Below are 26,326 nucleotides of genomic sequence, written 5' to 3'. Positions count from 1 at the left end.
CGTGGACTGGCTTCTGCCGCGATTGCTTGCCGGCGTGCTGGCCATGCTGGCTGGTGGATGTGCGGGCTACGTGGTGGGTGTATTCATTCATGCGCCGGTGATCGGCGCGGTGGCAGGCGGGGCGATCGGCGTCAGCTTGCTGGCGGTGATCGACACCTTGCGCGGCTACCGCGTGATTCGATGGCTGAGCGGAACGCAGGAGCAGCCTGCGCCGCGGATTCGCGGCCTCTGGGGTGAGATCGGGTACCGCATCGAGCGCACCATCCGCGGCCATGAGAAGACGGTCGCACGCGAACAGGCCCGCCTGGCCGAATTCCTGTCGGCCATTGAAGCGTCGCCTAACGGTGTGATGCTGCTCAACGAGGTCGACCAGATTTTCTGGTGCAACTCGCTGGCGGCCGACCAGTTCGGCCTGGACCCGGTTCGAGACAGGCACCAGCGCGTGACCAATCTTGTGCGGGCTCCCGCCTTCGTGACCTACCTGCAGGCCGGGCGGTTTGACGAGGCGATCCTGATCCCGCAGGCGCGCGGTCGCGGCACGCTGTCGGTGCTGGTGCGCGGCTACGGCGATCGCCTGAAGCTCGTGCTCTCACAGGACGTGACTGCGCGCGAGCAGGCTGACGGCATGAGGCGAGACTTTGTCGCCAATGTGTCGCACGAGATTCGCACGCCACTCACCGTGCTGTCGGGCTTCATCGAAACCATGAGCAACCTGCCGCTGACCGAAGTGGAGCGGCGCCGGGTGCTGACCTTGATGGGGCAGCAGACTCAGCGCATGCAGACCCTGGTGAGCGACCTGCTGACGCTCGCGCAGCTCGAGGGCAGCCCGCGGCCGCCGAGCGACCGTTGGGTGGCCGTGAGCAAGCTGATTGGTCAGGCGCATGCCGACGCCGTCGCCTTGTCGATGGGGCGGCATCAGTTCAGTGTGTCCGAGGCCGGGTCGGCTCAACTTGCAGGCATTGAAAGCGAGTTGCTGAGCGCCGTCGGCAACCTGGTCACCAACGCGGTGCGCTACACGCCAGAGGGCGGGCGCATCGGCATTGCCTGGCGGATTCGTGAAGATGGGTCAGGTGTCGTGACGGTCAACGACACCGGCATCGGCATCAGCCGGGATCAGATTCCGCGGCTGACAGAGCGCTTCTATCGTGTCGACGGCAGTCGCTCGCGTGAAACCGGTGGTACCGGGCTCGGCCTGTCCATCGTCAAGCATGTCGTTCAGCGGCACGGCGGCGAACTCGACGTGCAAAGCGAGCCGGGCAAAGGATCGAGCTTCAGCCTCATTTTCCCGGCGGCGCGACTTCGCCTCGGAGATGCTGCGACGCTGACCCAGCCGGCGCACGCCGGCTAGCGGGCGGTTGCGCGACGCCGGTAAGTCCCCGCGAGGCGGGTGCCTTGTCTCGGGAGGGGCTGCAAGGCGCAAGGCAGAGCGACACCCGTTGGTATCGAGCGCATCTGCAACGTCGCGGACCGCCCGAGACAAGGTTGTGCCGTCCGCGTGGGACTTGATTGGCGCCGCCCTAGGGGCGCTCGGGGTAGTCTGAAGCGCTGCGCCGGTAGATGGCGATCACCTCTTCCTTGTCGGATGGGCGCTGCTCGCGTGCCACCAGTTGCCATCCGGGACCGACGGACGCGCGGCGCGACACGGTCTCCGCCAGAAGCAAGAACTCGCAACTCGCGTTGTCGTGGGTCGCGTTGCCATCTACTCGGTATCCGCCGAAGAACTCCAGCGCGGCGAGCTGCGCGCGCGTCATGCCAGGGGCGGCGATGCACGTGTCCAGTGGCACGTACTGCATCACGCGCGTGATCAGGGGGCGGTAGCTGCGGGCGTAATCGAACAGAGGCAGGCCGAGTGTCATCACAAGAAGCCAGCACAGTGACACCCCGCTGGCCGGCAGCACCATGCTCTTCCACAGCGGGTGTCGGTTGCGGCCGGTGCGCCATTGCACAAGCCACAGCCATGCCACGGTCGCCAGCATTGCGATGACCAAGGCGAACGCAGAGAAGCTCGGTACGAAGCCGGGTGCCAGCCGCATCACGTTGGCGGCGGGTTTGGCGGGGAAGCCCGAGTACACCGATGCGTAGATCACCCAGATGGCGATCGCCCAGATACTGAAGAAGAAGACGGAGAACCAGTCGATCGCGGCGGAGGTGCCGCGGTGCAGGGTGGGCAGGGCGAACGATGCCAGAACAGCCAGGGGCGGCAGGCCGAGCATCAGGGCGCGGTCAGAGCCACCCATGGACAGGCATGCCACGAGGCTGACCAGCGCGCAGCCCAGCGGCACCGAAATATGCCGGTGCAGAAGTTGCGCGCGCCAGCGCCAGAGCGTCCACAACGCCAATGGCCACGCTGGCCACGTGAACCAGGCCAGCAGGCGCACCACGCTGCCGATGCGAGCGCCATCGTACGTTTCCAGCCGAAAGCCCCAGGCGCCGAGCCCGGTGGCGGCGACCGCGGCAAGCACCGCGCCGGCCATGATCCAGAGGGTGAATCGGCGGGTCGTCTCGTAGCTGGACCGCCAGCAGGCGATCACGCCTGCGAGAGCCAGCAGCAGCGCGATGCTCGGCGCGCCGCTGGCTGCCAGCCCAGGCAGTGCGATCAGGACGGCGATACGGCTTTGCCAGGCGCGAAACGGGCTGGCCGATAGGGCGTAGAGATACAGGGACACGCTTGCGAGCTGCCCGAGCTCCGGCGTTGTCTCGTGCCCCAGCTGCAACAGGCCGAGCGAAGCGATGAGTGCCAGCAGCGCGCCATCGGCGATCGCGCGGGCGTAGTTGACCGGGCTGGCTTCGCCGCCGAATGCGAAGGGCACGGGCTGGGCGGCGTCGGTGCGAGCCAAGTGGTAGGTGCTGTACCAGGTCAGCAGAATGCTCAGGCCGAGCAGCAGGGCAAACGGAACGCGTGCAGCAAGCTCGGGAGCGATGAGCCCGCCCGACAGCTTGATGAATCCCGCACCCAGCCAGTAGGGCAGAAGCGCTGCATCGGCGGGTAGCCCCCCCACCATCGGTGCAAGCCACGGCGTGTGCCCCTGCGCGATGTTGGACATGTAGCCGAATGCGATCAGATCGGCGCTCTTCCACGGGTCACGGCCGAACAGGCCGGGCAGCAGATAGGCAGCGCAGAGGAGCAGCAGGGCCACGCGCGGCAATCGGCGCGCGGCGCGTTCGGTGACCAGGGCGGGCTTGGGAGTGTTCAAGATGTCACGGAATCAACAGACGGCGATGATGCAGCAACTTGGCGTGGCGATCGCCGGCGCCAAAGAAAAAGGCAGCCGAAGCTGCCTTTTCTGTGCCCGAGGGCGCGGTCGATTTACTTCTTGAGGTGCGCAAACTTGTTGCGGAACTTCTCGACGCGGCCGCCCAGCGAGTCCACGCTCTTTTGCGTACCGGTGTAGAACGGGTGCGATTCGCTGGTGGTTTCCAGCTTGAAGAGAGGCACTTCACGGCCGTCGTCAAGCTTGGTGGTTTCCTTGGTTTGTGCGCACGAACGCGTCACGAACTTGAACCCGTTCGACAGGTCGACGAAGCAGACGTCGCGATAGTTGGGGTGAATGCCTTCTTTCATGGGGTACCTCTACGCTGGTGAGTGCCGGGAGCCACGCCAAACCATTTGGCGCACTTTCCAGAATGCGGAAAACCCGCGATTATGCCACGAGCACGACGGCCATCAGCCGCCGCGGCGCATCATGTCGAAGAAATCGAGGTTGTTCTTGGTCGATTTCATCTTGTCGAGGATGAATTCCATCGCCTCGATCTCGTCCATCGGGTAGAGCAACTTGCGCAAGATCCAGGTCTTCTGGAGGATCTCGGGCTTGAGCAGCAGCTCTTCGCGGCGCGTTCCGCTCTTGTTCAGCAAGATCGACGGGTACACGCGCTTCTCGGCCATGCGGCGATCCAGATGGATTTCGCAATTGCCGGTGCCCTTGAACTCTTCGTAGATCACCTCATCCATGCGGCTGCCGGTGTCGACGAGTGCCGTGCCGATGATGGTCAGCGAGCCGCCTTCTTCGATGTTGCGAGCAGCGCCGAAGAAGCGCTTGGGGCGCTGCAACGCGTTGGCATCCACGCCGCCGGTGAGCACCTTGCCGGAAGAGGGCAGCACGTTGTTGTACGCGCGGGCGAGGCGGGTGATCGAGTCGAGAAGAATCACCACGTCCTTGCGCATTTCGACCAGGCGCTTGGCGCGTTCGATCACCATCTCGGCCACTTGCACATGGCGAGCCGCGGGTTCGTCGAAGGTCGAGCTGATGACTTCGCCGCGCACGGTGCGCTGCATCTCGGTCACTTCTTCGGGGCGTTCATCGACGAGCAGCACGATGAGGTGCACGTCGGGGTGATTGGCCACGATCGCGTGGGCAAGGTGCTGCATCATCACCGTCTTGCCACTCTTGGGCGGCGCGACCAGCAGAGCGCGCTGGCCTTTGCCGAGCGGTGCGATGAGGTCAATGATGCGGCTGGTGATGTTCTCGTCACCCTTGATGTCACGCTCGAGCTTGAACGCCTCTTTCGGGAAGAGCGGCGTCAAGTTCTCGAACATGATCTTGTGCTTGCTCTCCTCGGGCGTCAGGCCGTTCACGCGGTCGACCTTCACCAGCGCGAAATAGCGTTCGCCATCCTTCGGAACGCGCACTTCGCCTTCGATCATGTCGCCGGTGTGCAGATTGAAGCGGCGGATCTGGCTGGGCGAGAGGTAAATGTCGTCGGTCGACGCCATGTAGCTCGTGTCGGGCGCGCGCAGGAAGCCGAAGCCGTCGGGCAGCACTTCGAGTACGCCATCGCCGAAGACTTGTTCGCCGGCCTTGGCGCGCTTCTTCATGATCGCGAACATCAGCTCCTGCTTGCGCATGCGCGAGACGTTCTCGATCTCCAGCTCTTCGCCCATCGTGATGAGGGCCGAGACGTGGAGGGCTTTCAGTTCGGAAAGATGCATGGGCGGGGACCCTGGGGTGTATGCCGTGTGGGCTGCGTGCAGCCGGGCCGGCGTTGGGGCTGAGCCCACCAGCGGCCGGAAAAATGCGCCGAGGGGGAAAGCCGCGTTGCGAGCGAAAAGACGCTAACGAAGAACGAAACGCTGGAGTTTGGGGCCGAGCCGGCGCGTCTCAGATGGGCGCCGTGGCCATGTCTTCAGGCGGTAGCGCTGGTGGGCCTCTTGAGCCCGCGGTCAGCGCCGACCACGATTGCCGAAGATTATAGATGACCGTCGAGGAAGGCCGTCAACTGGGCCTTGGAAAGGGCGCCCACCTTGGTGGCGGCGAGTTGGCCACCCTTGAACAGCATCAGCGTGGGGATGCCCCGGATGCCAAACTTCGCAGGCACGTCACGGTTCTCGTCGACGTTCATCTTTGCGATCTGCAGTCGATCGCTGTAATCCTTCGACACTTCGTCGAGAATCGGCGCGATCATCTTGCACGGGCCACACCATTCGGCCCAGTAATCCACCAGCACCGGCTTGGATGCCTTCAGCACATCGGCGTCGAACGACGCATCGGTGGTGTGTTTGATCAAGTCACTGCTCATTGTCCTGTCCTCTACTTTCGTCGCTCGTTGCGAGCGACAAGGCGGAATGATTCTGACACAAAGCCCCCTGCGGCGTGCCCTTGCGCAGCCCGTACCTTTTCTATGGCATTGATAGCGAGCGACTCACTTGAAATGCCGCTGGCCTGGCACGACATCGCCCGCCGTGCCTCGGAGTGGGCGAGTTCCGGTGGCGTCGACGTGCGGGCCGCCGTCGTGCTCGTGCCCTACGCGCAGCAGCTTGCGCCGGCCCGACGCGCCTGGGCGCAGCAGGGTGGCTGGCAGCCCCGCATCGAGACGACGAATACCTTGGCGGCGGCCCTCGGGCCTGCGCCCCGATCCGAAGACGGTCAGATCACACTCGATGCCAGCACCGACCGATTGACCGCCGCGCGCATGCTGCGATCGCAACCCTTGGCGCGCATGGACCCGCTGGCCTTCGACGAAGCGGTGGCGGCTGTCGTCGCAACGGCCCACGCCATGGTGAAGGCGGCCTCTGCTGTCGCGCCAGCGGAGCGTGCTGCGCACTGGCAGCGGGGGCGCGACGCCTTGGGGCGTGGGGTCGGGCCGGGTGCGAGCGAGCGCGTGTTGGCGCTGCTGGCGCTCGAGTGGGCGGCGCTCGCCTCGCCCAGGTTGACGGATCGTCTGTTCACGCTCTCGCCAAGCGCCTGGATCGTCATTCAAGCGGGTGGGGTTGATCCCCTGGCGCGTGCACTGCTCGCCACCGCGCCGGGCCTGGTTGTGGACTGTGATGTTGCAGCGCGTTCGGCGGTGCCTTCGCAAGTCTCGTTCGCAGCCTGTGATGGTTTCGAGCAAGAAGCCGAATGCGCCGCTGCCCAGGTGATGGCATCGCTGGGGCAAGGCGCTTCACCGGTCGCACTGGTGGCGCAGGACCGCGTTCTGGTGCGCCGCGTGCGAGCACTCTTGGAGCGCCAGCGGGTCGCCCTTGTCGATGAGACGGGCTGGAAGTTGTCGACGACGCGAGCCGCAGCGCAGGTCATGAGCCTCTTGCGGGCCGCCGCAGCCGAAGCGGGAAGCGACTTGCTACTGGATTGGCTCAAGGCAGGCTCCGGCCCCGGCCTGACCGCAGGCGTGGTTGAACTGGAGGCCGCATGCCGACGTTACGGCTGGCGGCGCGTGACCGATGTGAACGCGACGCGGTTGGGTACGGTTGCGGCCGAGGCCTATGGCAGAGCGCTTGATGTCTTGCGCCCGCTGCATGTCGAACGGCGTCAGGCTCTGGTTTCCTGGCTCGCAGCACTGCGGGCGGCCCTGCAGTCCGCCAACGCCTGGGATGGGCTCTCGGAAGACGAGGCAGGCAGCCAGGTCCTGCGCGCGCTTCGCGTGACCGATCCTGCATGGGCAAGCCAGCAGGCCGCGCAGACGCTGATGAGCCTGGAAGACTTCAGCGCCTGGGTTGATGGTGTGCTGGAGGACGAAGCGTTTCTGCCAGCGCCCCCCACCGAGCCGGTGACCGTGGTAATCACGCCGCTGACACGTATTGCGCTGCGGCCGTTCGCGGGCATTGTCTTTCCGGGTGCGGACGACCGCCACCTGGGTGCAGCAGCGTCCCCGCAAGCTCTATTGAGCGATGCGCAAGCCGAGGTGCTTGGCGTGCCCACGGCCGCGCAGCGGCGCGAGTCCGAGGCGCTTGCGTTCGCGCACGCCGTGAGCGGCCCGCCGGTTTACCTGTTTCATCGCAGAAGTGACGGTGCCGATCCACTCGCTGCGAGCCCACTTATCGAGCGCCTGCGGCTGCGATTGCGGCGCGCGGGGCGAGATTTCGCGGAGTGGGCCGATGTGCGAGCGTCGCATACGGTCGAGCCGCGTCCTGTCACCATGCCGGCGCCCAGCGGCGCAAGCCTGCTGCCGGCGCGACTGTCGGCGAGTGCGTGCGAGGCCTTGCGTGCCTGTCCGTATCGATTCCATGCGCTGCATCTCTTGAAGTTGCGCGAAGCGGATGAACTGGAGACCGAACTGGCCCAGCGCGACTACGGGACCTGGCTGCATGCGGTGCTGATGGCCTTTCACGAGGAGCGAGGACAGCCGCGCAGCGCGCAGGAAGAGTGCGTGCGGTTGATGGAGATCGCCTACGCGCAGCAGGCTGATCATGGGTTCGATGCAGCCGATTTTTTGCCGTACATGGCGGCATTCGCCGAACTTGCGCCCCGCTATATCACGTGGGTGCATGAACGCGACCGCGAGGGCGCGCAGTGGGCGCAGGGCGAGATCGAACGGCAGACCGCGCCGCCCGAGTGGCATGGCATCTCGCTTTTCGGTCGCATCGACCGCATCGACACCTTGCGCAATGGCGCAACGGAGTTGATCGACTACAAGACCGGCAGCTCGCAGGGGTTGAAGGAGAAGGTCAGGCAGCCGCTCGAAGACACGCAGCTCGCCTTCTACGCCGCCTTGATGCGCAGTGATTCGGCCGCGCCGCGGCAGGCGGCGTACCTCAGCCTGGGGCGCGAGATTGAAACCGTTGAGCACCCGGATGTGGATGAGAGCGCTCGTGCGCTTGTCGAGGGGCTGGCGGGCGAGCTCGCGCGCATGCGCGATGGCGCGGGCCTGCCTGCGCTTGGCGAGGGGCAGGTTTGCGAGTTCTGCGAAGCGCGTGGCCTGTGCCGGCGCGACCACTGGGCCGACACGCCATGACGACACCCGCCTATCAAGCCGATGGCCGGCCGACTTCGCGTGAGGCCTTCTATGCCATCGCGTGCGACCCGAGGCGCAGCGTGGTGGTCGAGGCATGCGCGGGGGCAGGCAAGACCTGGATGCTTGTCTCGCGCATTCTGCGTGCCCTGCTCGAAGGCGCGCAGCCGCAAGAGATCCTGGCCATCACCTTTACCCGCAAGGCCGCAGGTGAGATGCGCGATCGCCTGACCGACTGGCTGCGCGCGTTCTCCGAGCTCGAGATGAGCGACGAGCAGCGCGCGCAAGAGCTGCAGGTGCGCGGCGTTCCGCAAGAGCAGGCCGTCTCGCTGGCGCCGGCCTTGGGGCGCTTGCACGAGACCTTGCTCGAAGCAGGGCGCGCGGTTGAGATCCGCACCTTCCACGCGTGGTTCTCGCAGCTCCTGCGGGCGGCGCCGCTCGATCTGCTGAGCGAGCTGGGCCTGTCGCCCGGGATGAGCCTCATGGAAGATCTCGATGAGCATCTGCCTGCGGTGTTCCGGCGTTTGCATGCGGCGATCCTGGCCGACGATGCCCTGCGCGCCGACTACGCTGAACTGGTCAAAAGGCGCGGCCGCGACAGGGTAAGCGCGTGGCTCCACGCGGCGCTCAACAAGCGGGTTGAACTGGAACTCGCCGACGATGCCGGCGTGCTTGAAAGCAGCGTGCCCGCGCCCGATGGCGAAGGCCACCCCGCGAGCGCCCTTCATGGCGCGGCCTGGCGCCACACGCTTCGCGAGCTGGCCATGGCGCTTGGGCGGGGCGGCGTCAAGGCGCAGGACGCCGCCACGGGGCTCGTGATGGCAATCGCCCAGCCCGACCCCATGGCTACCTTCACCGGCGTGCGAGAAGCGCTCTTCACCAAGAGCGGCTCCCCACGCAAACAACTCGGCAAGGTGCCAGACCTCGAATCGACGCAGTCAGAGGTCGAGGCACTGGCCGCGCGGGTACATCAGTACGAGGCTCACCTGGAGCACATGCGCCTTGTGCGACTGTCTCGCGTGCTGCTGCGTGAGCTTGCGGTCTACAAGCGCGCACGCGGCCTCGCGGACATGGCCGACCTGGAGCGGTGCGCCTTGGCGCTCTTGCGCGACAGTTCGCTCTCGGCGTGGGTTCAAGAGCGCCTCGATGCGCGAATCCGCCATGTGCTGATCGACGAGTTCCAGGACACCAGCCCCTTGCAATGGCACGCCTTGCACAGCTGGCTCTCGGCCTATGCCGGTGCAGGTGGCGGGGCGAGTGGGCAGCGTCCGCCGGGGGTCTTCATCGTCGGCGATCCCAAGCAGAGCATCTACCGCTTTCGCCGCGCCGAACCTCGCGTGTTTGCGGCGGCGCGCGATTTCGTTGTCGACGGCCTGGGCGGGACGTGGCTCGCCTGCGACCACACGCGGCGCAATGCACCCGAGGTGCTCTCGGCCATCAACGATGTGTTCTTGCGTGCCAGCGAAGCGGGTGAGTACAGCGGCTATCGGGCCCACACCACCGAACTCGCACCCGTGCCGGGTGCGGGCTTGCTCGCGTTGCCGCCTGTCTTGCGGCCGGGCAAGCCCGACCAAGCTGACGAGACGGAAGGGCTCGCGTGGCGCGACAGCCTCACGACACCACGCCACGAACCCGACGAACTCTTGCGCGAACAAGAAGCTCGCTGGGTGGCCAGCGCGATCCATGAACTGATCAGGGCGGGCCGCGCCGCTGCCGGTGAGGTCTATGTGCTGTGTCGAAAGCGTGCCTCGCTGCGACTGCTGGCGCAGGCGCTGCAGGCCTTGCACCTGCCTTATGCCGCGGTCGAGGAGTTCGCTCTCATGGATGCTCCCGAGGTGCGCGACCTGGTGGCGGCGCTGGATGCACTGGCGTCGCCATCGCACAAGCTTTCGCTCGCTCAGGCCCTGCGCAGCCCTTTGTTTGGTGCGAGCGATGAAGACCTGATCGCGATTGCGCTGCAGGTGCGAGACGGGCGCGACTGGTGGGCCGTGCTCACCGAGGCGGATCACGTCGGTCGGCCGGCGCTGCAGCGGGCGCAGCACCTCATGCTGGCGTGGCAAGAGGCCGCGCGCCGGCTACCACCGCACGACCTGCTCGACCGCATCGTGTTCGAAGGCGACTACCGCGAGCGCGTTGTGGCCGCCGTGCCGGCCGAGAGGCGCGTGGCGGCGCTCGACGCAGTCTCCGCGTTGCTCGGCCAGGCCTTGATGCTCGATGGGGCGCGTTATGCCACGCCCTACAACTTCGTGCGTGCGCTCAAGCGCCGGGCGATCCACGTGGCCGCCCCGGTACAGGCCGACGCGGTGCAATTGCTCACGGTGCACGGCGCCAAAGGGCTCGAGGCCAAGGTCGTGTTCGTGATGGACAGCGAGCCCGAAGCCCCCAAGGCCGAGAACGCCACCCTGCTGATCGACTGGCCCGTGCACGCCGAGCGGCCAGAGCGCTGCGCGTTCATCTATTCAGAGAAGGAGTGCCCGCCCTCGTTGAAGATCGTGCTCGAAGCGGAGCACGTCGAGCGCCGGCGCGAGGAGCTGAACGGCCTGTACGTGGCCATGACCCGCGCGCGCGAGATGCTGGTGTTCAGCCGCACCCAGCCCTTTCGTTCGGGGCCATCCTGGTGGGAACGGGTCGAAGCTTTGGTGCGGGCCTGGGTGCCTGCCGAAGCGCACGGCGCGGTACGAGGCGCAGTTGCGTCTGCCTTCCAGCTGCCGGGCCTGCCCACGTGGACTCAGCCTGCGGCATCGGTGCGGCCGCCGCGCGATCCCGACAGCGCTGTCACCCGTCTCGGCCAGGCCGTGCACCGCGTGCTGGAATGGGCGGCGGCGAGTGCGCCTGCGCACAGGGATGCTGCGGCCTTTGCAGAGTTGGCCCAGGCGGCGGCGGCCGAGTTCGGGGCACCGATGGCCGAGGTCGAGCGCCTGGCAGGTGGCATCTGGCGCAGCCCAGCCTGCCAGCGGTTCTTCAGCGGGCCGGCCCTGAAGTGGGCAGGCAACGAGGTGCCGGTGTCGGACGCCGGCGAGTTGTTGCGCATCGACCGGCTGGTTCAACTGGATGAAGACGGCGAACGGGTGTGGTGGGTGCTGGATTACAAGCTGGCCCTCAGGCCCGAAGAACAGGGCGGATATCGCGACCAGATGCAGCGTTACCGCGCGGCGGTGATGGCTTTGCAACCCGGGGACGCAGTGCGCTGCGCCCTGGTGAATGGCGCAGGGAGCGTGATCGAAGTCACGTGATCCGATTGGACCCGGCGCGTGAGCACCGGGCCGTCGAAAAGAGCGGTGTTTTCGATCCTGATTCGCGCATTGCGTCACGCGGGGGCGCGATCCAATCGGATCACGCTGCTGTCTGTCCATCTATCGTTCGCCAGACTGTTGATCGTCTGCCTGTACGTTTGCCTCTACGCCTGCCATTCCGCACCCGTGCCGATGCGCTCCCATGCTTGAAACCACCGACCAACCCGCTGCCAAGCCGAACCCCCATCGGACCTTCGGCCGATTCGAGCTGCGCAAGCTCCTGGGCAAGAGCGATCGCACGATGTCGTGGTTGGCCTTCGATCCCCGCACGAACCAGGAGCTGATGCTCACCTTGCCTCGCGTGCAGCCGGACAACGCAGCTGCCCTGGAACTGTGGGCGGCCGATGCCCGGCACGCGGCCAAACTCAATCACCCGAACCTCGCCCATGTGGTGGAGGTGGGGGCGCATGACCACTGGCCCTTCGTCGCGGTTGATCGCGCGCTTGGCATGACCCTGGGCGAGCGCCTTGCCGACGCAAGCCATCCGGCGCCAGAGCAGATCGTGGCCTGGGCGATGCAGTTGCTCGAAGGAATGGCCTTTGCGCACGAAGCCGGCATGGCTCATGGCGACGTGCAGTTGCACCAGGTTCTGGTCAGCGAGCAGGGCACGGTGCGACTCATGGCCGTGGGTGCGAGCCTGCTCGCCACGCACGGCGCCGAGCACGCGCATGACCGCGCCATGCCGCTCGACCCGAACCACTTGCGCGCGACACGTGAGGCCGCCGTGCGCGATGTCCTCAGCGCTGGTCTGGTGCTGCACCACATGCTGGCCGGTGCGCCGGCCCTCGAAGAGCACGATGGCTCCCGTGTCATCCCGCGCCTGTCGCGCGAGATCGTGCGCCTGCCGTGGACGACGCCTCAGCCCGTGCCGGAGGCGCTCCGGGCGATCGTCAATCGCAGCACCACCACGCAAGAACGCCAGCGGTACCACAACGCACGCACGCTGCTGGCCGCATTGCGCGGCTGGACCGACGCGAACGCGCAGGACAAGGACGGAGCGCTCGGGCTGCTGATCGACCGCCTACGCAGCATCGGCCATCTGCCCGCATCGCCTGGCGTGGGGGCACGTGTGGCGCGGCTGGCGGTGGCCGAGGGGCAGCGCACCGACGAGATGGCCGAGCAGATCCTTCAAGACCTCGGCCTGAGCTTCGAGTTGCTCCGCTCCGTGAACTCTGCCCAAGTGCAGGGCACGCAGATCGCCGGAAACGGGCCAGTGCTCACGATTCGCCGCGCGGTTTCGCTGGTGGGTCTCAAAGGTGTTCGGCAGGCGGCGGCAACGCTGCGTGCATGGCCCGGGCCGCTGAACGATGTGCACGCTGCGGTCATGCAGCGGGTTATGCAACAAGTTCGGCTGGCCGGCCACATGGCGCAGGCGCTGCGCCCCGCGGGCTACGACCCCGAGGTGGTCTATCTCATCGCCGTGATGCAGAACCTTGGCCGATTGATGGTCCAGTACCACTTCCCGGACGAGGCCGAACAGATTCGCCAGCTGATGAAGCACCACGCCGCCGAGAAAGAAGGCGAGCCCGACCTGCATGGCATGACGGAAGAGGCAGCATCCTTCGCCGTGCTCGGCGCAGCGACGGAGCAACTGGGCGCCGCTGTCGCCAAGCACTGGGGGATGGCCGAGGAGGTGCTTCACATGATCCGCCGTCTGCCGGTGGATCGCCCCGTGCGCGTGGCCGACACCGACGGCGAAATGCTGCGCCTGACGGCCAGCGCGGCGAACGAAGTCATCGACGCGATGACACAGCAACCCGCTCAACGCCTGGGTGCTGCGCTCAACCAGATCGCACAGCGCTACGCACGCCCGTTGTCAATCACGGTGAAGGACCTCACCGAGGGCTTCCAGCAAGCGCGTGCTGCCCTCAGGAGTGGGGCGTCTGCGCCCGTGCCCCAGGCGCCCAAGCGTGAAGACGTGCCGCAGGGTGACCCGGGGACGACCGAGTTCTCGGCGCTGATCGCTGAACGCGGCACGCGATAGGGGCTCGAGGCTGGTTCCGCTGCTCGCAGCCCCTGCGCTGCCACGCGGCCATCACGCAAAGTGAGAGGGAACTCTCACCGCGGAGCGCGGCGAGTTGCGAGTCGTTCGCAGCCATCGCGCAGGCGAATTGAACAGCCACGCAACACGGCGCGACGCAATGTCGTGATGCCGGTCACGCTTGTTCTGTCTGTGTAGGGTGGACTCGATGAAGGCCCTCTTGTGTGGGTCTGAGGCCGCATGCAGGATCGCGCCGTCAACAGCCCATCCATCCACGGAGAAGAAAATGACCCAAACGAAATGGACCCGTCGCCAAGCGCTGAACGCTGTGGCCGCAGCCAGTGCCGTGGCCGCACTGCCAGTGCGTGCGCAAGACGCCAAGGAGCCCGCTGCTGCTGCATCGGGTGCGCCCGCCATCGCGGTTGCGAGCGGCAATGAGATTCGCATCGGCCAGAGCGCGCACTTGACCGGCCCGCTCGGCCCCGCGCTTGTTCCGGTGATCAAGGGCCAGCAACTGGCCATCGATGAAATCAACCGCAAGGGCGGCATCAACGGCCGACCGCTCCGCTTGATCACGCTCGACGACGCCTACGACACCAAGAGGTGCGTGGAGAACGTGAACAAGCTGATCGACGACGAGAAGGTCGTGGCGCTGTACGGCCTGGCCTCCACGCCGAACGTGATGGCCACGCTGCCTATCCTCACCGAGAAGAAGGTGCCGCTGGTGTGCGTGTACACCGGCTCGCCCGTGTTGCGCATGAAGCAGCATCCGTACTTCTTCACCACGATGGCCAGCTACCGCGACGAAGTCGTGCAGATGGTGCGCAACCTGGTCACGCTGCAGAAGTCGGACATCGGCCTTGTCTACCAGAACGCCGCCTTCGGCCAGCTCATGAAGCCGGTGGTTGAAGAGGTCGTCAAGGAGCAGGGCGCCCACCTGGTCGCTCAGTCTCCGCTGGAAGCCAACGGCAGCGACGCCGTGGCGTGCGCCCAGTCGCTCGCAGTCGGCCGCCCTCAGGCTGTCATCGTGATGGCGTTCGGCCCGTCGATCATCCCCATGGTGAAGGCGGTACGCGCGCACGTTGGCGTGCCGATCTACTGCGTGTCCATCTCGAACTCGCCGCAGATCCTCAAGGCGCTGGGCGACGACGCTCGCGGCCTGGCCTTCACGCAGCTCGTGCCCTACCCGTATCGCCAGACCACGGCACTCACGCGTGATCTGGGGGCCGCGCTGTCGCGCGAGAAGCTGGAGCCGGCCTACGATTACATGTTCGGCTACATGAACATGCGCATCCTGATCGAAGGCCTGCGCCGCGCCGGCAAGTCGGTGACGCCAGCCAACATCACCCGGGCCATGGAGGGCATGACCCGCTACGACCTGGGTGGCTACAGCGTCAGCTATGGGCCGAACAAGCATCACGGCTCCAACTGGGTCGAGATCACCATCGTGGGCCCTGGCGGCCGCTGGATGCGCTGACTCTCCTTCGCTGCGGGCGTTCGATCGCCTGTGGTGAGACAACGGCAGGCCTTGCGGCCTGCCGTTGGCGTTTGTGGGCGGCGGTCAGACGAGCGGCCGTGGCGACGGCTGGCCATCTCCGTAGAGCGAGGCCGTCTGCGCCAGTGCCTGGCTGTCCTTCAGGAACAGCAGGCCGCTCTCGATGTGATGCAGGCCGCGGCGTTCGAGCTTGCGCAGCGTCTTGTTCGTGTGCACCAGTGAGAGCCCAAGGGCGTCGGCAATGTGCTGCTGCGTGAGAGGGAAGGGCACGCCGCCGCGTCCGCCGTCGGGCAGCAGTGCGGCTGCGCGCTTGAACAGCAGGATGAGCAGTGCGGCGACCCGTTCTTCGGCGTTGCGCCGCCCGACGGAGAGCAGGCCCTCGTCGACCAGGGCTTGTTCCTGTGCGGTGATCCAGGTGATGTCGAACCCCATCAGCGGGTGCGCACGGTGCAACTCCCAGAGCGCGTCTCGTGCGAACACGCAGAGCTGTGTGTCGCTTAGCGCCTGGACGCCGTGGCTCAGTGCGTCGGACATCTTCTGCTGCACGCCGATGAAATCCCCCGGCAACAGGAAGTTCAGTATCTGCCGCCGCCCGTCTGCCAGCGTCTTGTAGCGAAACGCCCAACCGGACCAGAGCGTAAAGAGCGCCGAATCGGCCTCGCCTTCGCGAATGATGTCGGCCCCGGCGCGCACGGAGATCTGGCTTCGCTTGAGCGACTGGATCAGGTTCAACTCGGCATCGGTGTGCGGAGTGAACAGCGTGAGTGTGCGCAAGGGGCAGTCCTTGCAGGGCACAGGCGTCATCTCGTCCTCCCGCTTGAATCTTGCCGCCTGAAGTATGTGTCAAACGACATAACGGCGGTTTCGCACTGGCGCTAGATTCGCGCGGGCTTCCGGGTGGGGATGACGTGTCTCGAGACGAATCGGTTTGCTGTGTGTTGTGGCTCAGCCACCTTTCGCCGCTGCTGCATGTGAGTGCGGTGTCTCCCATCTGGCGCGCCGCGCGCGAGCGCAATGCGCGGCTCGGTCTCACAGGCGCCATGGTGTTCGACGGCGAACGTTTCTGCGAGTTGCTCGAGGGCAGCAGCGAAGCCTTGTCCGAGGTGTGTCGTGACCTTGAGTTCGACACGCGCCACCTCGGGGTGCGCATGCTCTACGTGGCGCTGACTCCTGTGCCACGTCGCATGGGCGAGTGGCGCAGCGGGTATTGCGACGACGCAGGGCTGGACATCTTTTGTGGCCCCTTCGCACTCGAAGGCGAACCCGCCGTCGACGCGTTCCTGCAGATGGTCACCCGCTGTGTGATGTCGACCTGAGGCCCCGCTACTTGCGTGCGCAAGCCGCGTCGGAGAGTTCCTACCGGACGCAGGCACCCGATCCGACCCGTAGCCGCGCTGCTCATACGTGGTGCACGCCGCGCATGACGCCTATCGTCTCGCCCATGTTCACACCCATCCTGGGAGACGAGTCATGAGAGAGTCGATTCGAAAGAACCGCGCACATGGCGAGCGTGACCGCGAAACCGGCCGCCGCCACGAGAAATCGAGGCACGGCATGGCAAATGGTGCCCGAATGGGAGAGGACTCCCGCAAGGCTTGGCCCCGCAATGCGCGCGATGCCGAGGACCTGATGGATGCAGAAGAACTCGGCGGCTCGCACCCGCGCGGCGCGTCAACCGGACAACGGTGGTGAGCCGGCGCCCCCGCGGGCAGACCAAGCCGGTCGTCGAGACCGAATCGGCGCCGCGCCTGCCACATGAGCACGACGAGTCGTCCGACAGCCAGGTGAGCGAAGTCGAGCGGCCCGAGATGCATCAGGCCCATGCCGATGTGGTCTCCGGAAAGGTCGATACCGATCGAGGCGTGCCCATGGATGCCGCCTATCAGCGGCAGAAGACCCCTACCAAAGAAAAGAAGAGCGAACGAAGGTGAAGTTCATATCTAAAAATCGACCGACAGAACAAGACAGTGGCTACAACGCCCGCTTCCTCGTTTTATTGAGTGACCGCACTGCTGCTTGCACTACCGGTCGCATCACGCAAAGGGCACTGCTCTTTGGCATGGATCACCAGTACCTGACCGAAGTGATCGACGACGACGGAATGGTGATTGAGAACCTCACGCGTTTCGGCAAGGCCTGTGCGGCGCCGACGGACATCGCATTGGATGCGTGCCGCCAGTTGGTGGCGGCCGAGCCTGCGGCGTTCGAGATGAGGTGCTTCGCGCTGGGTTGAGCCCAGAGGCCCGAGTGGGCCGCGCGAGACAAGAAGGGGAAGGGAGAGTTGACGAGCCTTACCCCCGGCACTGGTTGCAACGCTTAGGGCTGCTTGGTTCCCCACCTGACCCGTTTGGGCGCGCTCCCATGCGGGGAGGCCCGTCAACGCGGATTGTAGGCGAGGCCATCGCGGCCTCGCGCTTGAAAGGCCTTCGAGCTCAGCGCAGTTGCAGCGCGTCGTCTCCGAACTCGATGTTCAGCGGCTCGATGATCAGCTTCTTCGGCCCCGTTTCCACCTGACCTGCGATCACTGCGTTGACGCCTTGCGCTTGCGCCACCTCGACGGTGCACTGTGCGTCTTCGGCCTTGACGAACAGCGCAAAGCCCGCACCCATGTTGAGCGTGCTGTAGGCCTCTTGGTCATCTTGCTTGGCGTGTTGCTGGATGAATTTCAGTACAGGCGTCACGTCAGGGACGGTGTGGATGCGGTAGGTGTGCGTCGCAGGGTGGCGCAGGAGCTTGCGCCAACCGTGGCCCGTGATGTTGGCGCAGTAGTGCGGCGTGATGCCGGCCTTGTAGAGGGCTTCCGTCACGGGTGAGTACAGCACCGTCGGTGCCAGCAGCGCGTCGCCATAGCTCAGGCCCGGTTCCACCTCGGTCAGGTAGCCCTGGGGCAAGCGTTCTACCAGCTTGCGCGCGAGGCTCAGGCCATTCGCATGGATGCCGCTGGAGGCGAGCAACACGATGGCATCGCCCGGGGCGAGCTTGTCGCCGACCGAGAGCCGCTCCTTCGGGTTGATGATGCCGGTGCAACTGGCCGCAAGGTCGATGCGGCCTTCGGCCACGATGCCCGCGAGCGCGGGCGTTTCACCACCGCCCCACGACACGCTGCAGACATCGCAGGCGCGCTTCCAGCCGGCCACGAGGGCCTGCGCGCGTTGGGCGTCTGAGAACCAGTCCGAGCCACCCGCGGCCCAGTACGCCTGAACCACGAGCGGCGTGGCGCCCACGGTGATGAGGTCGTTGATCGCCATCGCGATGGTGTCCTGCGCGATGCTGTCGTAGTAGCTCTTGCCCGTGAGGGTCATCATCTCGTCGGCGACGAGTGCTTTCGACCCAAGGCACTCCACGATCGACGCCAGGTAGAACGGCCCCACGTCGACCACATAGGCCGACTCACCCCGCGACGCCTCGACCTCGCTGAACCCATGCGCTGCCAGGTGGGTGCCGGTGGCCTTGGCCGCGCGCTGGGCGGCCACTTTCAGCGGGTCGATCAGGTCGTAGTTGACGCCGGCTTGTTCGTAGCTGAGGGTGCTGTCGTTCGGGGGCGTGGGGTTCATCGCAAGAGGCTGAGCTGGCAAAAGCAGGATTATCCGGCACACGCTGGTCGGGGTCGGTCGCACTTATAGAATCGACCAATGTCCTATCTCGTCCTGGCTCGCAAGTACCGTTCGCGCGATTTCGAAGCGCTTGTCGGCCAGGAGCATGTGGTGCAGGCGCTGACCAATGCGCTCACGCAGCAGCGCTTGCATCACGCCTATTTGTTCACCGGCACGCGTGGCGTGGGCAAGACTTCGGTGTCTCGCATCCTGGCCAAGGCCCTCAATTGCACCGGGCCGGACGGCAACGGCGGAATCACGGCCCACCCGTGCGGCGTGTGCAGCGCCTGCCGCGACATCGACTCCGGCCGATTCGTTGACTACGTGGAGCTCGACGCCGCTTCGAACCGCGGCGTCGAAGAGATCTCCCAGCTGCTCGACCAGGCCGTCTACAAGCCGGTGGTGGGGCGCTTCAAGGTCTACCTGATCGACGAAGTTCACATGCTCTCGAACACCGCATTCAATGCGATGCTCAAGACGCTGGAGGAGCCGCCTGAGTACCTCAAGTTCGTGCTCGCGACGACCGACCCCCAGAAGGTGCCGCCCACGGTGTTGTCGCGCTGCCTGCAGTTCAATCTGCGCCCGATGGCGCCCCAGACCGTGCAGGAGCACCTTGCCAGCGTGCTGGCGGCCGAGCAGATCGAAGCCGAGACAGGCGCGCTGCGTCTGTTGGCGCGCGCGGCGCGTGGTTCGATGCGCGATGCCTTGTCGCTGTCGGACCAGGCCATCGCGTTCGGTGCCGGTCACCTGACCGAAGCCGGCGTGCGCCAGATGCTCGGTGCCGTCGACCGCAGCCACGCCGTGCGCATTGTCGAAGCGCTTGCTGCAGGCCAGGGCGCCGAGGTGATCGCTGCCGTCGACGACCTGCGAAGCCTCGGGCTCTCGGCGACTGGCACGCTCGAAGAGATGGCAGCCTTGCTGCAGCAGATGGCGGTGCTGCAGGCCGTGCCCGAGGCGGCCGATGAGAGCGATCCCGACTCGCCCACGGCGGCCCGGTTGGCAGGTTTGTTGGCGCCAGATGAAACGCAGTTTCTCTACAGCATCGTGCTGCATGGGCGCGCCGAGCTGGGCCTGGCGCCCGATGAATACAGCGGCCTCGTGATGGTGTTGCTCCGCATGCTGGCCTTCAAGCCGGGGAGCGCGTCGACACAGGCTGCGCGTCCTGCCGTGGCAACCACGCCAGCCAAGGCCTCCGTCGCGGTGGCGCCGGCGCGCGCGTCGGCACCCGTGGCGCCTCGTGCCCCAGCGCAAGTCGCGAAGCCCGTTCCCGCTGCGCCCCCCAAGCCTGCGCAAGGCGCGCCTGCCGCGAGCGATGAGCCCCCTCCCTGGCTGGACGTGCCGGACGAAGAACCGACCGTCGCCGCGCCACCCAGAGCGCAGGAAGCCGTGCCGGCCGTACCGACAACCCCGCAGCCTTCTGCAGTCGCGCGCACGCCCTTGGGTGATCGCTGGAACGACCTGGTGCTGCAACTCGTGCAGACCAACAGCATCAGCGCGCTGGTGCGCGAAATGGCAATGCAGGCCCAATGCACCGCCATCGACGAAGCTGGTGAGCGTGCCACCTGGCGCCTGCGTGTGGAGCGAGAGACGCTGCGCGCTCCGGCGCACCGCGAGAAGCTGCAGGCCGCGATGACCGAGCTGCTGCAACGCGCCGTGCAGGTGGAAGTCGAGGCGGGCACAGCAAGCGACACCCCGGCGCAGCGCGCCGCTGCCGAACGCGCACGACGCCAGTCTGAAGCCGAACAGATCATTCACAACGACCCGCTGGTGCAGGCCTTGATGCAGCAGTTCAAGACCGCGCGCATCGTGCCGGGGTCGGTCAAGCCCCACTGATCCAGGAGAACTCTACATGATGAAGAACCAACTCGCGGGCCTCATGAAGCAGGCCCAGGCGATGCAAGACAACCTGAAGAAGGCACAAGACGAGCTCGCCAACATCGAGGTCGAGGGCCAGTCCGGCGCAGGCCTGGTCAAGGTGACCATGACCTGCAAGCACGACGTGAAGCGCGTCGCGATCGACCCCAGCCTGCTCGGTGACGACAAGGACATGCTCGAAGACCTGGTGGCCGCCGCATTCAACGACGGCATCCGGCGTGCCGAAGCCGTGTCGCAGGAAAAGATGGGCAAGCTCACCGCGGGCATGCCGCTGCCCCCTGGCATGAAGTTCCCGTTCTGATGCGTTCTCCCAGGCTTGCCGCTTCGACGCTTCACCAAGCACCGGGCGGGCTCGCCCGCCTTGGGGTGGCGCGGCAGCAGCCAACTCGCGCCCAATGACAGAACCTGCGCTCGATGCACTGATCGAAGCCCTGCGCCGCTTGCCGGGTGTGGGCCAGAAGTCGGCCCAGCGCATGGCGTTTCACCTGCTTCAGCACGACCGCGAGGGCGCGGGCCGCATCGCGCAGGCGCTGCAAGGTGCCGTCAACAACATCCGCCATTGCGAGCGCTGCCACACATTCACCGAGGCGCCGATGTGTCGCACCTGCCTTGACGAGGCCCGCGATCACCGCCTGCTTTGTGTGGTCGAGACGCCAGCCGACCAGGCCGCGATGGAGCGCACGGGCAGCTACCGCGGCCTGTACTTCGTGCTGATGGGGCGCCTGAGCCCGCTCGATGGCATCGGCGCGCGAGACATCGGCCTCCAGCAGCTGATCGATCGCGTGGCCGATGGCTCCGTGGATGAAGTGATCGTCGCAACGAACTTCACCGCCGAAGGCGAGGCCACGGCGCACGTGATTGCAGAAACCTTGAAACCCCGCCGCTTGCGCGTGACCCGCCTGGCGCGCGGCGTGCCGATCGGCAGTGAGCTCGAGTACGTGGATCTGGGCACGATCGCACACGCCCTGGTCGATCGCCGCTGAGGCGATCGCCGCCTGCGGTGAGCCTTCAGCGCGACTTGCGCTTGGCCGACGCAGGTTTCTTTGTCGATTTGCTCTTGGCGGCCGCGGCCCGCTGCGGCACGTACACCACCACGCTCTGGCCCGTCTTGAAACGCGCGCCAGATGACACGTCGTTCCACTTCGCCACGTCGGCTGCACTGACGCGATAGCGCCGGGCCACGCTGGTCACAGTGTCACCCTTGGCTGCGCGATGCGTCACCTTGCGCGGCGGGCGCGCTTCAGGGGCCAGAAGCATCATCGCGTTGTCGGCGACGTGCAGCGACACGTCTTTCACCAGGTGCTCCGCGCGGGGCACGAGCAGCGTCGAGCCCATCTTCACGAGCATGCGTGGCGGGATCTTGTTGACGCTGCGCAGCTCCTGCTCTGACATGCCGACCTGTTTGGCGGCGTCGGCAGGCTTGAGCGTCTTCGGCGCAACCCAGGCTGTCCAGGTGGCGAACGGGCCGCGGTGCCTTGCACTGTTGCGCACGAACAGGCTGGCGTTGTCGTAGGGTAGCAGGATCTGCGGTGTGCCGGCAGCCAGGATCACTGGCTTGTTCATCTGCGGGTTGAGTGTGTTGAACTCGTCCAGCGACACGCCCGACAGTGCGACGGCCACGGAGACGTCGATGTCCCGCTCGATGGGCACGCTGAGGAAGTAAGGGTGGTTGGCCAGCGGCGGAAGGGTCAGCGCAAAAGACGTGGGCTGGCGCACGATGTTCTTGATGGCCTGCAGCTTGGGCACGTAATAGGCCGTCTCGTTGGGCATGCGCAGGCTGAGGTAGTCGGTCGGTTTGCCGGCGCGTTCGTTGCGCGCAATGGCGCGCTGCACATTGCCTTCGCCCCAGTTGTATGCGGCGAGCGCGAGGTGCCAGTCGCCGAACATGTCATGCAGGCGCTGCAGGTAGTCGAGAGCAGCGCGCGTGGAGGCCAGGACGTTGCGGCGGTCATCACGGAACACGTTCTGGCGCAGGTCGTAGTCCTTGCCCGTGGCTGGCATGAACTGCCACATGCCCGAAGCCTTGGCCGATGACACGGCCTGCGGGTTGAAGGCGCTCTCAATGAAGGGGAGTAAGGCGAGCTCGGTGGGCATGCCACGGCGCTCCACTTCTTCGACGATGTGGAAGAGATAGCGGCTCCCGCGCTCTGTCATGCGTTGCACGTAGTCGGGGCGCGAGGCGTACCAGCCTTCGGCGGTGCGCACGAGATCGGTGTCGAGGTCGGGCATGGCGTATCCCCGGCGCAAGCGCTCCCAGAGATCGATCGACGCGGCCTTGGAATCGAGGTCGACAGCCTCTTCGGGACGCAAGGGGTCAACCGGCGCGGCAGCGACAGGCGCTTCGGCCACGCCCGATGCGGCACTCGATGCCGCAGACGCTGCGGCCGTAGCGGCCGAAGCCGCTGAGTCAGCCGACAACGGCGCATTCGCGATGGCGGATGGGATGTCGCCGCGCTGGTCGGGCGGCTCGATGAAGGTGGCGCAGGCGCTCAGCAGGAGCGCAAGGGTGGAAACGGCGAGAGGCCGGAGGCAGGGGAGGATTCGAATCATCGGAAATTGTTCTTCCAGTGGCGCAGGGCGGCCAGGACATCGGTTTCGCTGGCGCTGTGGGCACCTTGGGCCAGTGCGGCCTGAACCACCTGGGGTTGATTGCAGCGCATGAAGGGATTGATGCGACGCTCGCGCTCGATCGAACTGGGCAGCGTGGCGTCGCCTCGTTCGCGCAGGGCCTCGCAATGCGCGGTGTACGCGAGCAGGTCGTCGTTGTGCGGCTCGACGGCGCGTGCGAACTTCAGGTTGGACAAGGTGTACTCGTGGGCGCAGCACACCCGCGTGGCGCCGGGCAGGGCGGCCAGGTGCGACAGTGAGTGATGCATCTGCTCCGGCGTGCCTTCGAACAGGCGGCCGCAGCCACCTGAGAAGAGCGTGTCGCCGCAGAAGAGGATCGGTGCTTCGCCATCGGTGGGTGCATGAAAGTAGGCGATGTGGCCAGCCGTGTGGCCGGGCACGTCGATCACGTCATATCGGCAGCCCAGGAGTTCGATGTGATCACCGCCACGGAGCGCGATGCAGGGTTGCGGTATTTCTTCACGCGCGGGGCCATATACCGGCCCCTGCAGCCGGGGCCGCAACTGCGAAAGCCCGCCGACATGATCGGCGTGGTGGTGGGTCACTAGAATCCCTGCGAGCACCAAGCCGTGCGCGTCGAGCGCGTGCGCCACCGGTGCTGCTTCCCCCGGATCGACGACGATCGCCTGCCGGCCATCGTGGAGCATCCAGATGTAGTTGTCGCTGAAGGCAGGCAGTGCTAGCAGGTTCATGGTGGAACTCGGCGGGATTATAAGTTTGGCCCCCTGGCTGAAGACGCCGCCGGGCCGCTATCTGCTGGCTTGGGAACAGGCGCAGCTGGATCGCTGCGTGGCCGACATCTTCGGCTTTCACGCGCTTCAACTCGGCTTGCCCGAACTCGATGCGCTGCGCGCCAATCGCATGCCTCACCGCTGGTTGGCAGTAGACCACCTGGCGCCGCCAATGGAGTCGAGTGCGGCGACGGAAGTTCCCGCAGAAGCACGGCCACGCGCGGCCGTTCTGCACTGCGAGTTAGAGGCACTGCCCTTTGACAGCAACAGCCTGGATCTGGTGGTGCTGCCCCATGCGCTCGAGCGGGCACGCGACCCGCACCAGGCGCTGCGCGAAGTCGAGCGGGTGCTGATGCCCGAGGGGCGGGTCGTGATCCTCGGGTTCAACCCCGGCAGCATGTGGGCCCTGCGGCAGCACGCCGGGCGCATGGGGCGTGGCCTGGGCCTTAGCAAGGAGCGTGCGCTCTTCATGCCCAGCGAAGGCGAATTGCTCGGCTATTGGCGGTTGCGCGACTGGCTTCGCTTGCTCAGCTTCGAGATTGAAGGCGGGCGATTCGGTTGCTATCGGCCGCCTTTCCGATCCGACAAATGGCTCGCGCGCCTCGAGTGGATTGAAACCACCGGCGACCGATGGTGGCCCGTGCTCGGAGCCGTCTACATGCTGGTGGCGGTGAAGCGCGTGCGGGGCATGCGCCTGGTGGGCCTCGCCAAGCGGCAACGGACCAAGTCCAAGGCAGCGCCTGCGGTGGCGAGCAGCCATCGACACCATCGTCGCGATCACGCGTAGTCGCCCTTTTCTTGATCGCCTCTCGAGACCTCACATCATCCCCTCCGCCCATGACTGATTCCCGACCCGCTCCGCAACGCCCCGCCGTCACCATCTACACCGACGGGGCCTGCAAGGGAAACCCCGGCCCCGGCGGCTGGGGGGCCTGGTTGAGCATGGGTCAGCACGAGAAGGAACTGTTTGGTGGCGAGAAGCTCACGACCAACAACCGCATGGAACTCACCGCGGTGATCGAGGCACTCAGCACACTCAAGCGCACCTGCGACGTCATCGTCTACACCGACAGCCAATACGTTCGCCAAGGCATCACCGAATGGATTCACGGCTGGAAAACGCGAGGCTGGAAGACCGCCGACAAGAAGCCGGTGAAGAATGCCGACCTCTGGCAACGCCTGGACGCTTTGCGCAATCTCCATCACGTGGACTGGCGCTGGGTGAAGGGGCATGCGGGCGACCCAGGCAACGAGCGGGCCGACGCACTGGCCAACCGAGGCGTGGAGTCGGCGACTACGTGAAAACCGGCTCCTTCGCGGCCGTACGGTCCGGCAGAATCGCGAAGCAGCAAACCCAGGATCGAGCGTGAAGACTTTGCATACGGTGGTGGCGATCGTTGGCATTTCGGTCGCCAGCGGCGTGGCCTGGTGGGTTCAGAACCGGAACACAGGCACGCAACCGTCATCGGGAGCCACCCCGCTGGCAGCACAGCCAGCGAGTGCAGGTGAGCCGTTGACCGTCGAAGTGGGCAACGTGGAGTTCATCTCCATCGACGATGACGCCCAGGGCGTGGGCGCTGTCCGCTCCAAGCAGGGCGTGGTATTGCGCCCCGAGGTCAGCGGGCGCATCTCCAAACTCGGTTTTGGCGACGGCCAGCCCGTCAAGCGCGGCCAGATGCTCGTGCAACTCGACGACACCTTGCAGGCCGCGCAGGCCCAGCAAGCCGAGGCCCAGGCCAGCATTGCGCGTACCAATCTGCAGCGCAACCGCGAACTGCTCGCCGCCAACTTCGTGAGCCGCAGTGTGGTCGACCAAAGCGAGGCCGCCATGCAGGTGGCCGAGTCCCAGGTGGCCCTGGCACGCGCCCAACTCGCACGCATGCGCATCCAGGCGCCGTTCGACGGCGTGGCGGGCATTCGCAGCGTGAACGTGGGCGACTACGTGAAAGACGGAACCGATCTGGTGAACGTCGAAGACCTCTCTTCGGTGCTGCTCGACTTTCGGGTGGCCGAGCGCTACGTCTCTCGGCTCAAGGCGGGGCAGCCGGTCGAGGCGCGCCTCGATGCACTGCCGGGCAAGTCGTTCAAGGGACAGGTCGACGCCATCGATTCGCTGCTCAACGCGGACGGGCGCTCGCTCTTGGTCCGTGCGCGCCTGCCCAACCCGAAAGGAGAGTTGCGCTCGGGCATGTTCGCTCGCACGCGTGTGGTGTTCGCCTCGCGTGCCAACGCGGCGGTCGTGCCCGAAGAGGCCTTGGTGCCCCAGGGCGGCAAGCAGTACCTCGTCAAGGTGGTCGATGGCCCCGATGGCCGCAAGATGGCCCACCGGCTCGAGGCGCAGATTGGCCTGCGCCTGCCGGGCAAGGTCGAGATCCTGAGCGGCCTCTCGCGTGGCGATGTGGTCGTGACGGCCGGCCAGGCGCGCGTGATGCGGGCGGAGCCTGTGCCGGTCAAGGTGGTGGACATCGCGCTCCCTGCGCGGCCCGCAAGTGGTGCATCGGCCGGCTCGCCCGTGCCGGCATCAGGCGTTGGGCGGGTGGCCGGCGTTACACCGGCCTGACCCGGAG

22 protein-coding genes and 1 other RNA gene are annotated in these 26,326 nt (G+C 66.2%); 14 read left to right on the top strand and 9 right to left on the bottom strand.

Annotation, left to right across the window (positions count from 1 at the left end):
* Position 1 precedes the first annotated feature (1 nt).
* Positions 2–1,348, top strand: a complete 1,347-nt coding sequence (phoR, locus tag AC1KAR_RS02400; protein WP_480314342.1) for a phosphate regulon sensor histidine kinase PhoR — start codon at positions 2–4, stop codon at positions 1,346–1,348.
* 169 nt (positions 1,349–1,517) lie between these two features.
* Here the strand turns inward: phoR and AC1KAR_RS02395 are convergent, their stop codons facing one another.
* The 4 genes from AC1KAR_RS02395 to trxA all read right to left on the bottom strand — a co-directional run bounded on the left by AC1KAR_RS02395 (position 1,518) and on the right by trxA (position 5,514).
* Complete coding sequence (locus tag AC1KAR_RS02395) at positions 1,518–3,194, bottom strand: hypothetical protein (RefSeq protein WP_480314340.1); 1,677 nt, start codon at positions 3,192–3,194, stop codon at positions 1,518–1,520.
* 113 nt (positions 3,195–3,307) lie between these two features.
* Positions 3,308–3,562: a type B 50S ribosomal protein L31 gene (locus AC1KAR_RS02390; protein WP_480314338.1), complete on the bottom strand. Its 255-nt coding sequence runs from the start codon at positions 3,560–3,562 to the stop codon at positions 3,308–3,310.
* A 102-nt stretch (positions 3,563–3,664) separates the two neighbouring features.
* Complete coding sequence (gene rho, locus AC1KAR_RS02385; RefSeq protein ID WP_480314336.1) at positions 3,665–4,927, bottom strand: transcription termination factor Rho; 1,263 nt, start codon at positions 4,925–4,927, stop codon at positions 3,665–3,667.
* A 257-nt stretch (positions 4,928–5,184) separates the two neighbouring features.
* Positions 5,185–5,514, bottom strand: a complete 330-nt coding sequence (gene trxA / locus AC1KAR_RS02380; protein ID WP_480314334.1) for a thioredoxin TrxA — start codon at positions 5,512–5,514, stop codon at positions 5,185–5,187.
* 132 nt (positions 5,515–5,646) lie between these two features.
* Here trxA and AC1KAR_RS02375 point away from each other — a divergent pair, with 132 nt between their 5' ends.
* The 4 genes from AC1KAR_RS02375 (at position 5,647) to AC1KAR_RS02360 (ending at position 14,914) form a co-directional block, all read left to right on the top strand.
* Positions 5,647–8,166 carry a PD-(D/E)XK nuclease family protein gene (locus tag AC1KAR_RS02375; RefSeq protein ID WP_480314332.1) on the top strand — a complete coding sequence of 840 codons (2,520 nt, stop codon included), beginning with the start codon at positions 5,647–5,649 and terminating at the stop codon, positions 8,164–8,166.
* Positions 8,163–11,396, top strand: a complete 3,234-nt coding sequence (locus AC1KAR_RS02370; protein ID WP_480314330.1) for a UvrD-helicase domain-containing protein — start codon at positions 8,163–8,165, stop codon at positions 11,394–11,396. The genes AC1KAR_RS02375 and AC1KAR_RS02370 overlap by 4 nt, the downstream gene beginning before the upstream one ends.
* A 202-nt stretch (positions 11,397–11,598) precedes the next feature.
* Positions 11,599–13,440, top strand: coding sequence for a serine/threonine protein kinase (locus AC1KAR_RS02365; protein WP_480314327.1), 1,842 nt, complete (start codon positions 11,599–11,601; stop codon positions 13,438–13,440).
* Positions 13,441–13,723: 283 nt separating this feature from the next.
* On the top strand, positions 13,724–14,914 hold the full coding sequence (locus tag AC1KAR_RS02360) for an ABC transporter substrate-binding protein (RefSeq protein ID WP_480314325.1): 1,191 nt from the start codon (positions 13,724–13,726) through the stop codon (positions 14,912–14,914).
* An 84-nt stretch (positions 14,915–14,998) separates the two neighbouring features.
* On the opposite strand, the gene AC1KAR_RS02355 is transcribed toward AC1KAR_RS02360, so the two are convergent.
* Positions 14,999–15,736, bottom strand: coding sequence for a Crp/Fnr family transcriptional regulator (locus AC1KAR_RS02355; RefSeq protein WP_480314323.1), 738 nt, complete (start codon positions 15,734–15,736; stop codon positions 14,999–15,001).
* 104 nt (positions 15,737–15,840) lie between these two features.
* Here AC1KAR_RS02355 and AC1KAR_RS02350 point away from each other — a divergent pair, with 104 nt between their 5' ends.
* The 3 genes from AC1KAR_RS02350 (at position 15,841) to AC1KAR_RS02340 (ending at position 17,165) form a co-directional block, all read left to right on the top strand.
* Positions 15,841–16,248, top strand: a complete 408-nt coding sequence (locus AC1KAR_RS02350; protein WP_480314321.1) for a BLUF domain-containing protein — start codon at positions 15,841–15,843, stop codon at positions 16,246–16,248.
* Positions 16,249–16,620: 372 nt separating this feature from the next.
* Complete coding sequence (locus tag AC1KAR_RS02345) at positions 16,621–16,863, top strand: hypothetical protein (protein ID WP_480314320.1); 243 nt, start codon at positions 16,621–16,623, stop codon at positions 16,861–16,863.
* A complete protein-coding gene (locus AC1KAR_RS02340) occupies positions 16,860–17,165 on the top strand; it encodes a hypothetical protein (RefSeq protein WP_480314318.1) in 306 nt (101 codons plus the stop codon). The genes AC1KAR_RS02345 and AC1KAR_RS02340 overlap by 4 nt, the downstream gene beginning before the upstream one ends.
* A 47-nt stretch (positions 17,166–17,212) precedes the next feature.
* Here the strand turns inward: AC1KAR_RS02340 and ffs are convergent.
* An RNA gene (gene ffs, locus AC1KAR_RS02335) (signal recognition particle sRNA small type) lies at positions 17,213–17,310 on the bottom strand.
* Positions 17,311–17,364: 54 nt separating this feature from the next.
* Positions 17,365–18,486: an AIR synthase-related protein gene (locus AC1KAR_RS02330; RefSeq protein ID WP_480314316.1), complete on the bottom strand. Its 1,122-nt coding sequence runs from the start codon at positions 18,484–18,486 to the stop codon at positions 17,365–17,367.
* A 78-nt stretch (positions 18,487–18,564) separates the two neighbouring features.
* On the opposite strand from AC1KAR_RS02330, the gene dnaX reads away from it, so the two are divergent.
* From dnaX to recR, 3 genes are all read left to right on the top strand, one after another.
* Positions 18,565–20,358, top strand: a complete 1,794-nt coding sequence (gene dnaX / locus AC1KAR_RS02325; RefSeq protein ID WP_480314314.1) for a DNA polymerase III subunit gamma/tau — start codon at positions 18,565–18,567, stop codon at positions 20,356–20,358.
* Between the two features lie 16 nt (positions 20,359–20,374).
* Positions 20,375–20,701: a YbaB/EbfC family nucleoid-associated protein gene (locus tag AC1KAR_RS02320; RefSeq protein ID WP_480314312.1), complete on the top strand. Its 327-nt coding sequence runs from the start codon at positions 20,375–20,377 to the stop codon at positions 20,699–20,701.
* A gap of 94 nt (positions 20,702–20,795) precedes the next feature.
* Positions 20,796–21,383, top strand: a complete 588-nt coding sequence (gene recR, locus AC1KAR_RS02315; protein WP_480314310.1) for a recombination mediator RecR — start codon at positions 20,796–20,798, stop codon at positions 21,381–21,383.
* A 25-nt stretch (positions 21,384–21,408) separates the two neighbouring features.
* On the opposite strand, the gene AC1KAR_RS02310 is transcribed toward recR, so the two are convergent.
* Together AC1KAR_RS02310 and gloB are read right to left on the bottom strand one after the other, a co-directional pair.
* A complete protein-coding gene (locus tag AC1KAR_RS02310; protein ID WP_480314308.1) occupies positions 21,409–22,950 on the bottom strand; it encodes a transglycosylase SLT domain-containing protein in 1,542 nt (513 codons plus the stop codon).
* The gene (gloB, locus tag AC1KAR_RS02305; RefSeq protein ID WP_480314306.1) at positions 22,947–23,720 is read right to left on the bottom strand and encodes a hydroxyacylglutathione hydrolase; all 774 of its coding nucleotides are present in this window, start codon (positions 23,718–23,720) and stop codon (positions 22,947–22,949) included. The genes AC1KAR_RS02310 and gloB overlap by 4 nt, the downstream gene beginning before the upstream one ends.
* Between gloB and AC1KAR_RS02300 the strand changes: the two genes are divergently transcribed.
* From AC1KAR_RS02300 to AC1KAR_RS02290, 3 genes are all read left to right on the top strand, one after another.
* Positions 23,719–24,546, top strand: a complete 828-nt coding sequence (locus AC1KAR_RS02300; protein ID WP_480314304.1) for a class I SAM-dependent methyltransferase — start codon at positions 23,719–23,721, stop codon at positions 24,544–24,546. The genes gloB and AC1KAR_RS02300 overlap by 2 nt on opposite strands.
* 50 nt (positions 24,547–24,596) lie before the next feature.
* Positions 24,597–25,061, top strand: a complete 465-nt coding sequence (gene rnhA / locus AC1KAR_RS02295; protein ID WP_480314302.1) for a ribonuclease HI — start codon at positions 24,597–24,599, stop codon at positions 25,059–25,061.
* A gap of 64 nt (positions 25,062–25,125) precedes the next feature.
* Positions 25,126–26,319: an efflux RND transporter periplasmic adaptor subunit gene (locus tag AC1KAR_RS02290; RefSeq protein ID WP_480314300.1), complete on the top strand. Its 1,194-nt coding sequence runs from the start codon at positions 25,126–25,128 to the stop codon at positions 26,317–26,319.
* The last annotated feature ends 7 nt before the right edge of the window (positions 26,320–26,326 follow it).

This window comes from Piscinibacter sp. PDB1-1, assembly GCF_056675995.1.
Note: the sequence above shows the minus strand (reverse complement) of the source record. Positions and strands in the feature narration are given on the sequence as shown.

What these genes read in the sequence shown, in the direction of transcription:
- AC1KAR_RS02370 (WP_480314330.1), top strand. Translation starts at nt 8,163, where the DNA reads ATGACGACACCCGCCTATCAAGCCGATGGCCGGCCGACTTCGCGTGAG.
- rnhA (WP_480314302.1), top strand. Translation starts at nt 24,597, where the DNA reads ATGACTGATTCCCGACCCGCTCCGCAACGCCCCGCCGTCACCATCTAC.
- trxA (WP_480314334.1), bottom strand. Translation starts at nt 5,514, where the DNA reads ATGAGCAGTGACTTGATCAAACACACCACCGATGCGTCGTTCGACGCC.
- AC1KAR_RS02330 (WP_480314316.1), bottom strand. Translation starts at nt 18,486, where the DNA reads ATGAACCCCACGCCCCCGAACGACAGCACCCTCAGCTACGAACAAGCC.
- AC1KAR_RS02300 (WP_480314304.1), top strand. Translation starts at nt 23,719, where the DNA reads ATGGTGGAACTCGGCGGGATTATAAGTTTGGCCCCCTGGCTGAAGACG.
- AC1KAR_RS02375 (WP_480314332.1), top strand. Translation starts at nt 5,647, where the DNA reads ATGCCGCTGGCCTGGCACGACATCGCCCGCCGTGCCTCGGAGTGGGCG.
- AC1KAR_RS02320 (WP_480314312.1), top strand. Translation starts at nt 20,375, where the DNA reads ATGATGAAGAACCAACTCGCGGGCCTCATGAAGCAGGCCCAGGCGATG.
- recR (WP_480314310.1), top strand. Translation starts at nt 20,796, where the DNA reads ATGACAGAACCTGCGCTCGATGCACTGATCGAAGCCCTGCGCCGCTTG.
- AC1KAR_RS02310 (WP_480314308.1), bottom strand. Translation starts at nt 22,950, where the DNA reads ATGATTCGAATCCTCCCCTGCCTCCGGCCTCTCGCCGTTTCCACCCTT.
- gloB (WP_480314306.1), bottom strand. Translation starts at nt 23,720, where the DNA reads ATGAACCTGCTAGCACTGCCTGCCTTCAGCGACAACTACATCTGGATG.
- AC1KAR_RS02360 (WP_480314325.1), top strand. Translation starts at nt 13,724, where the DNA reads ATGACCCAAACGAAATGGACCCGTCGCCAAGCGCTGAACGCTGTGGCC.
- dnaX (WP_480314314.1), top strand. Translation starts at nt 18,565, where the DNA reads ATGTCCTATCTCGTCCTGGCTCGCAAGTACCGTTCGCGCGATTTCGAA.
- AC1KAR_RS02365 (WP_480314327.1), top strand. Translation starts at nt 11,599, where the DNA reads ATGCTTGAAACCACCGACCAACCCGCTGCCAAGCCGAACCCCCATCGG.
- AC1KAR_RS02390 (WP_480314338.1), bottom strand. Translation starts at nt 3,562, where the DNA reads ATGAAAGAAGGCATTCACCCCAACTATCGCGACGTCTGCTTCGTCGAC.
- rho (WP_480314336.1), bottom strand. Translation starts at nt 4,927, where the DNA reads ATGCATCTTTCCGAACTGAAAGCCCTCCACGTCTCGGCCCTCATCACG.
- AC1KAR_RS02355 (WP_480314323.1), bottom strand. Translation starts at nt 15,736, where the DNA reads ATGACGCCTGTGCCCTGCAAGGACTGCCCCTTGCGCACACTCACGCTG.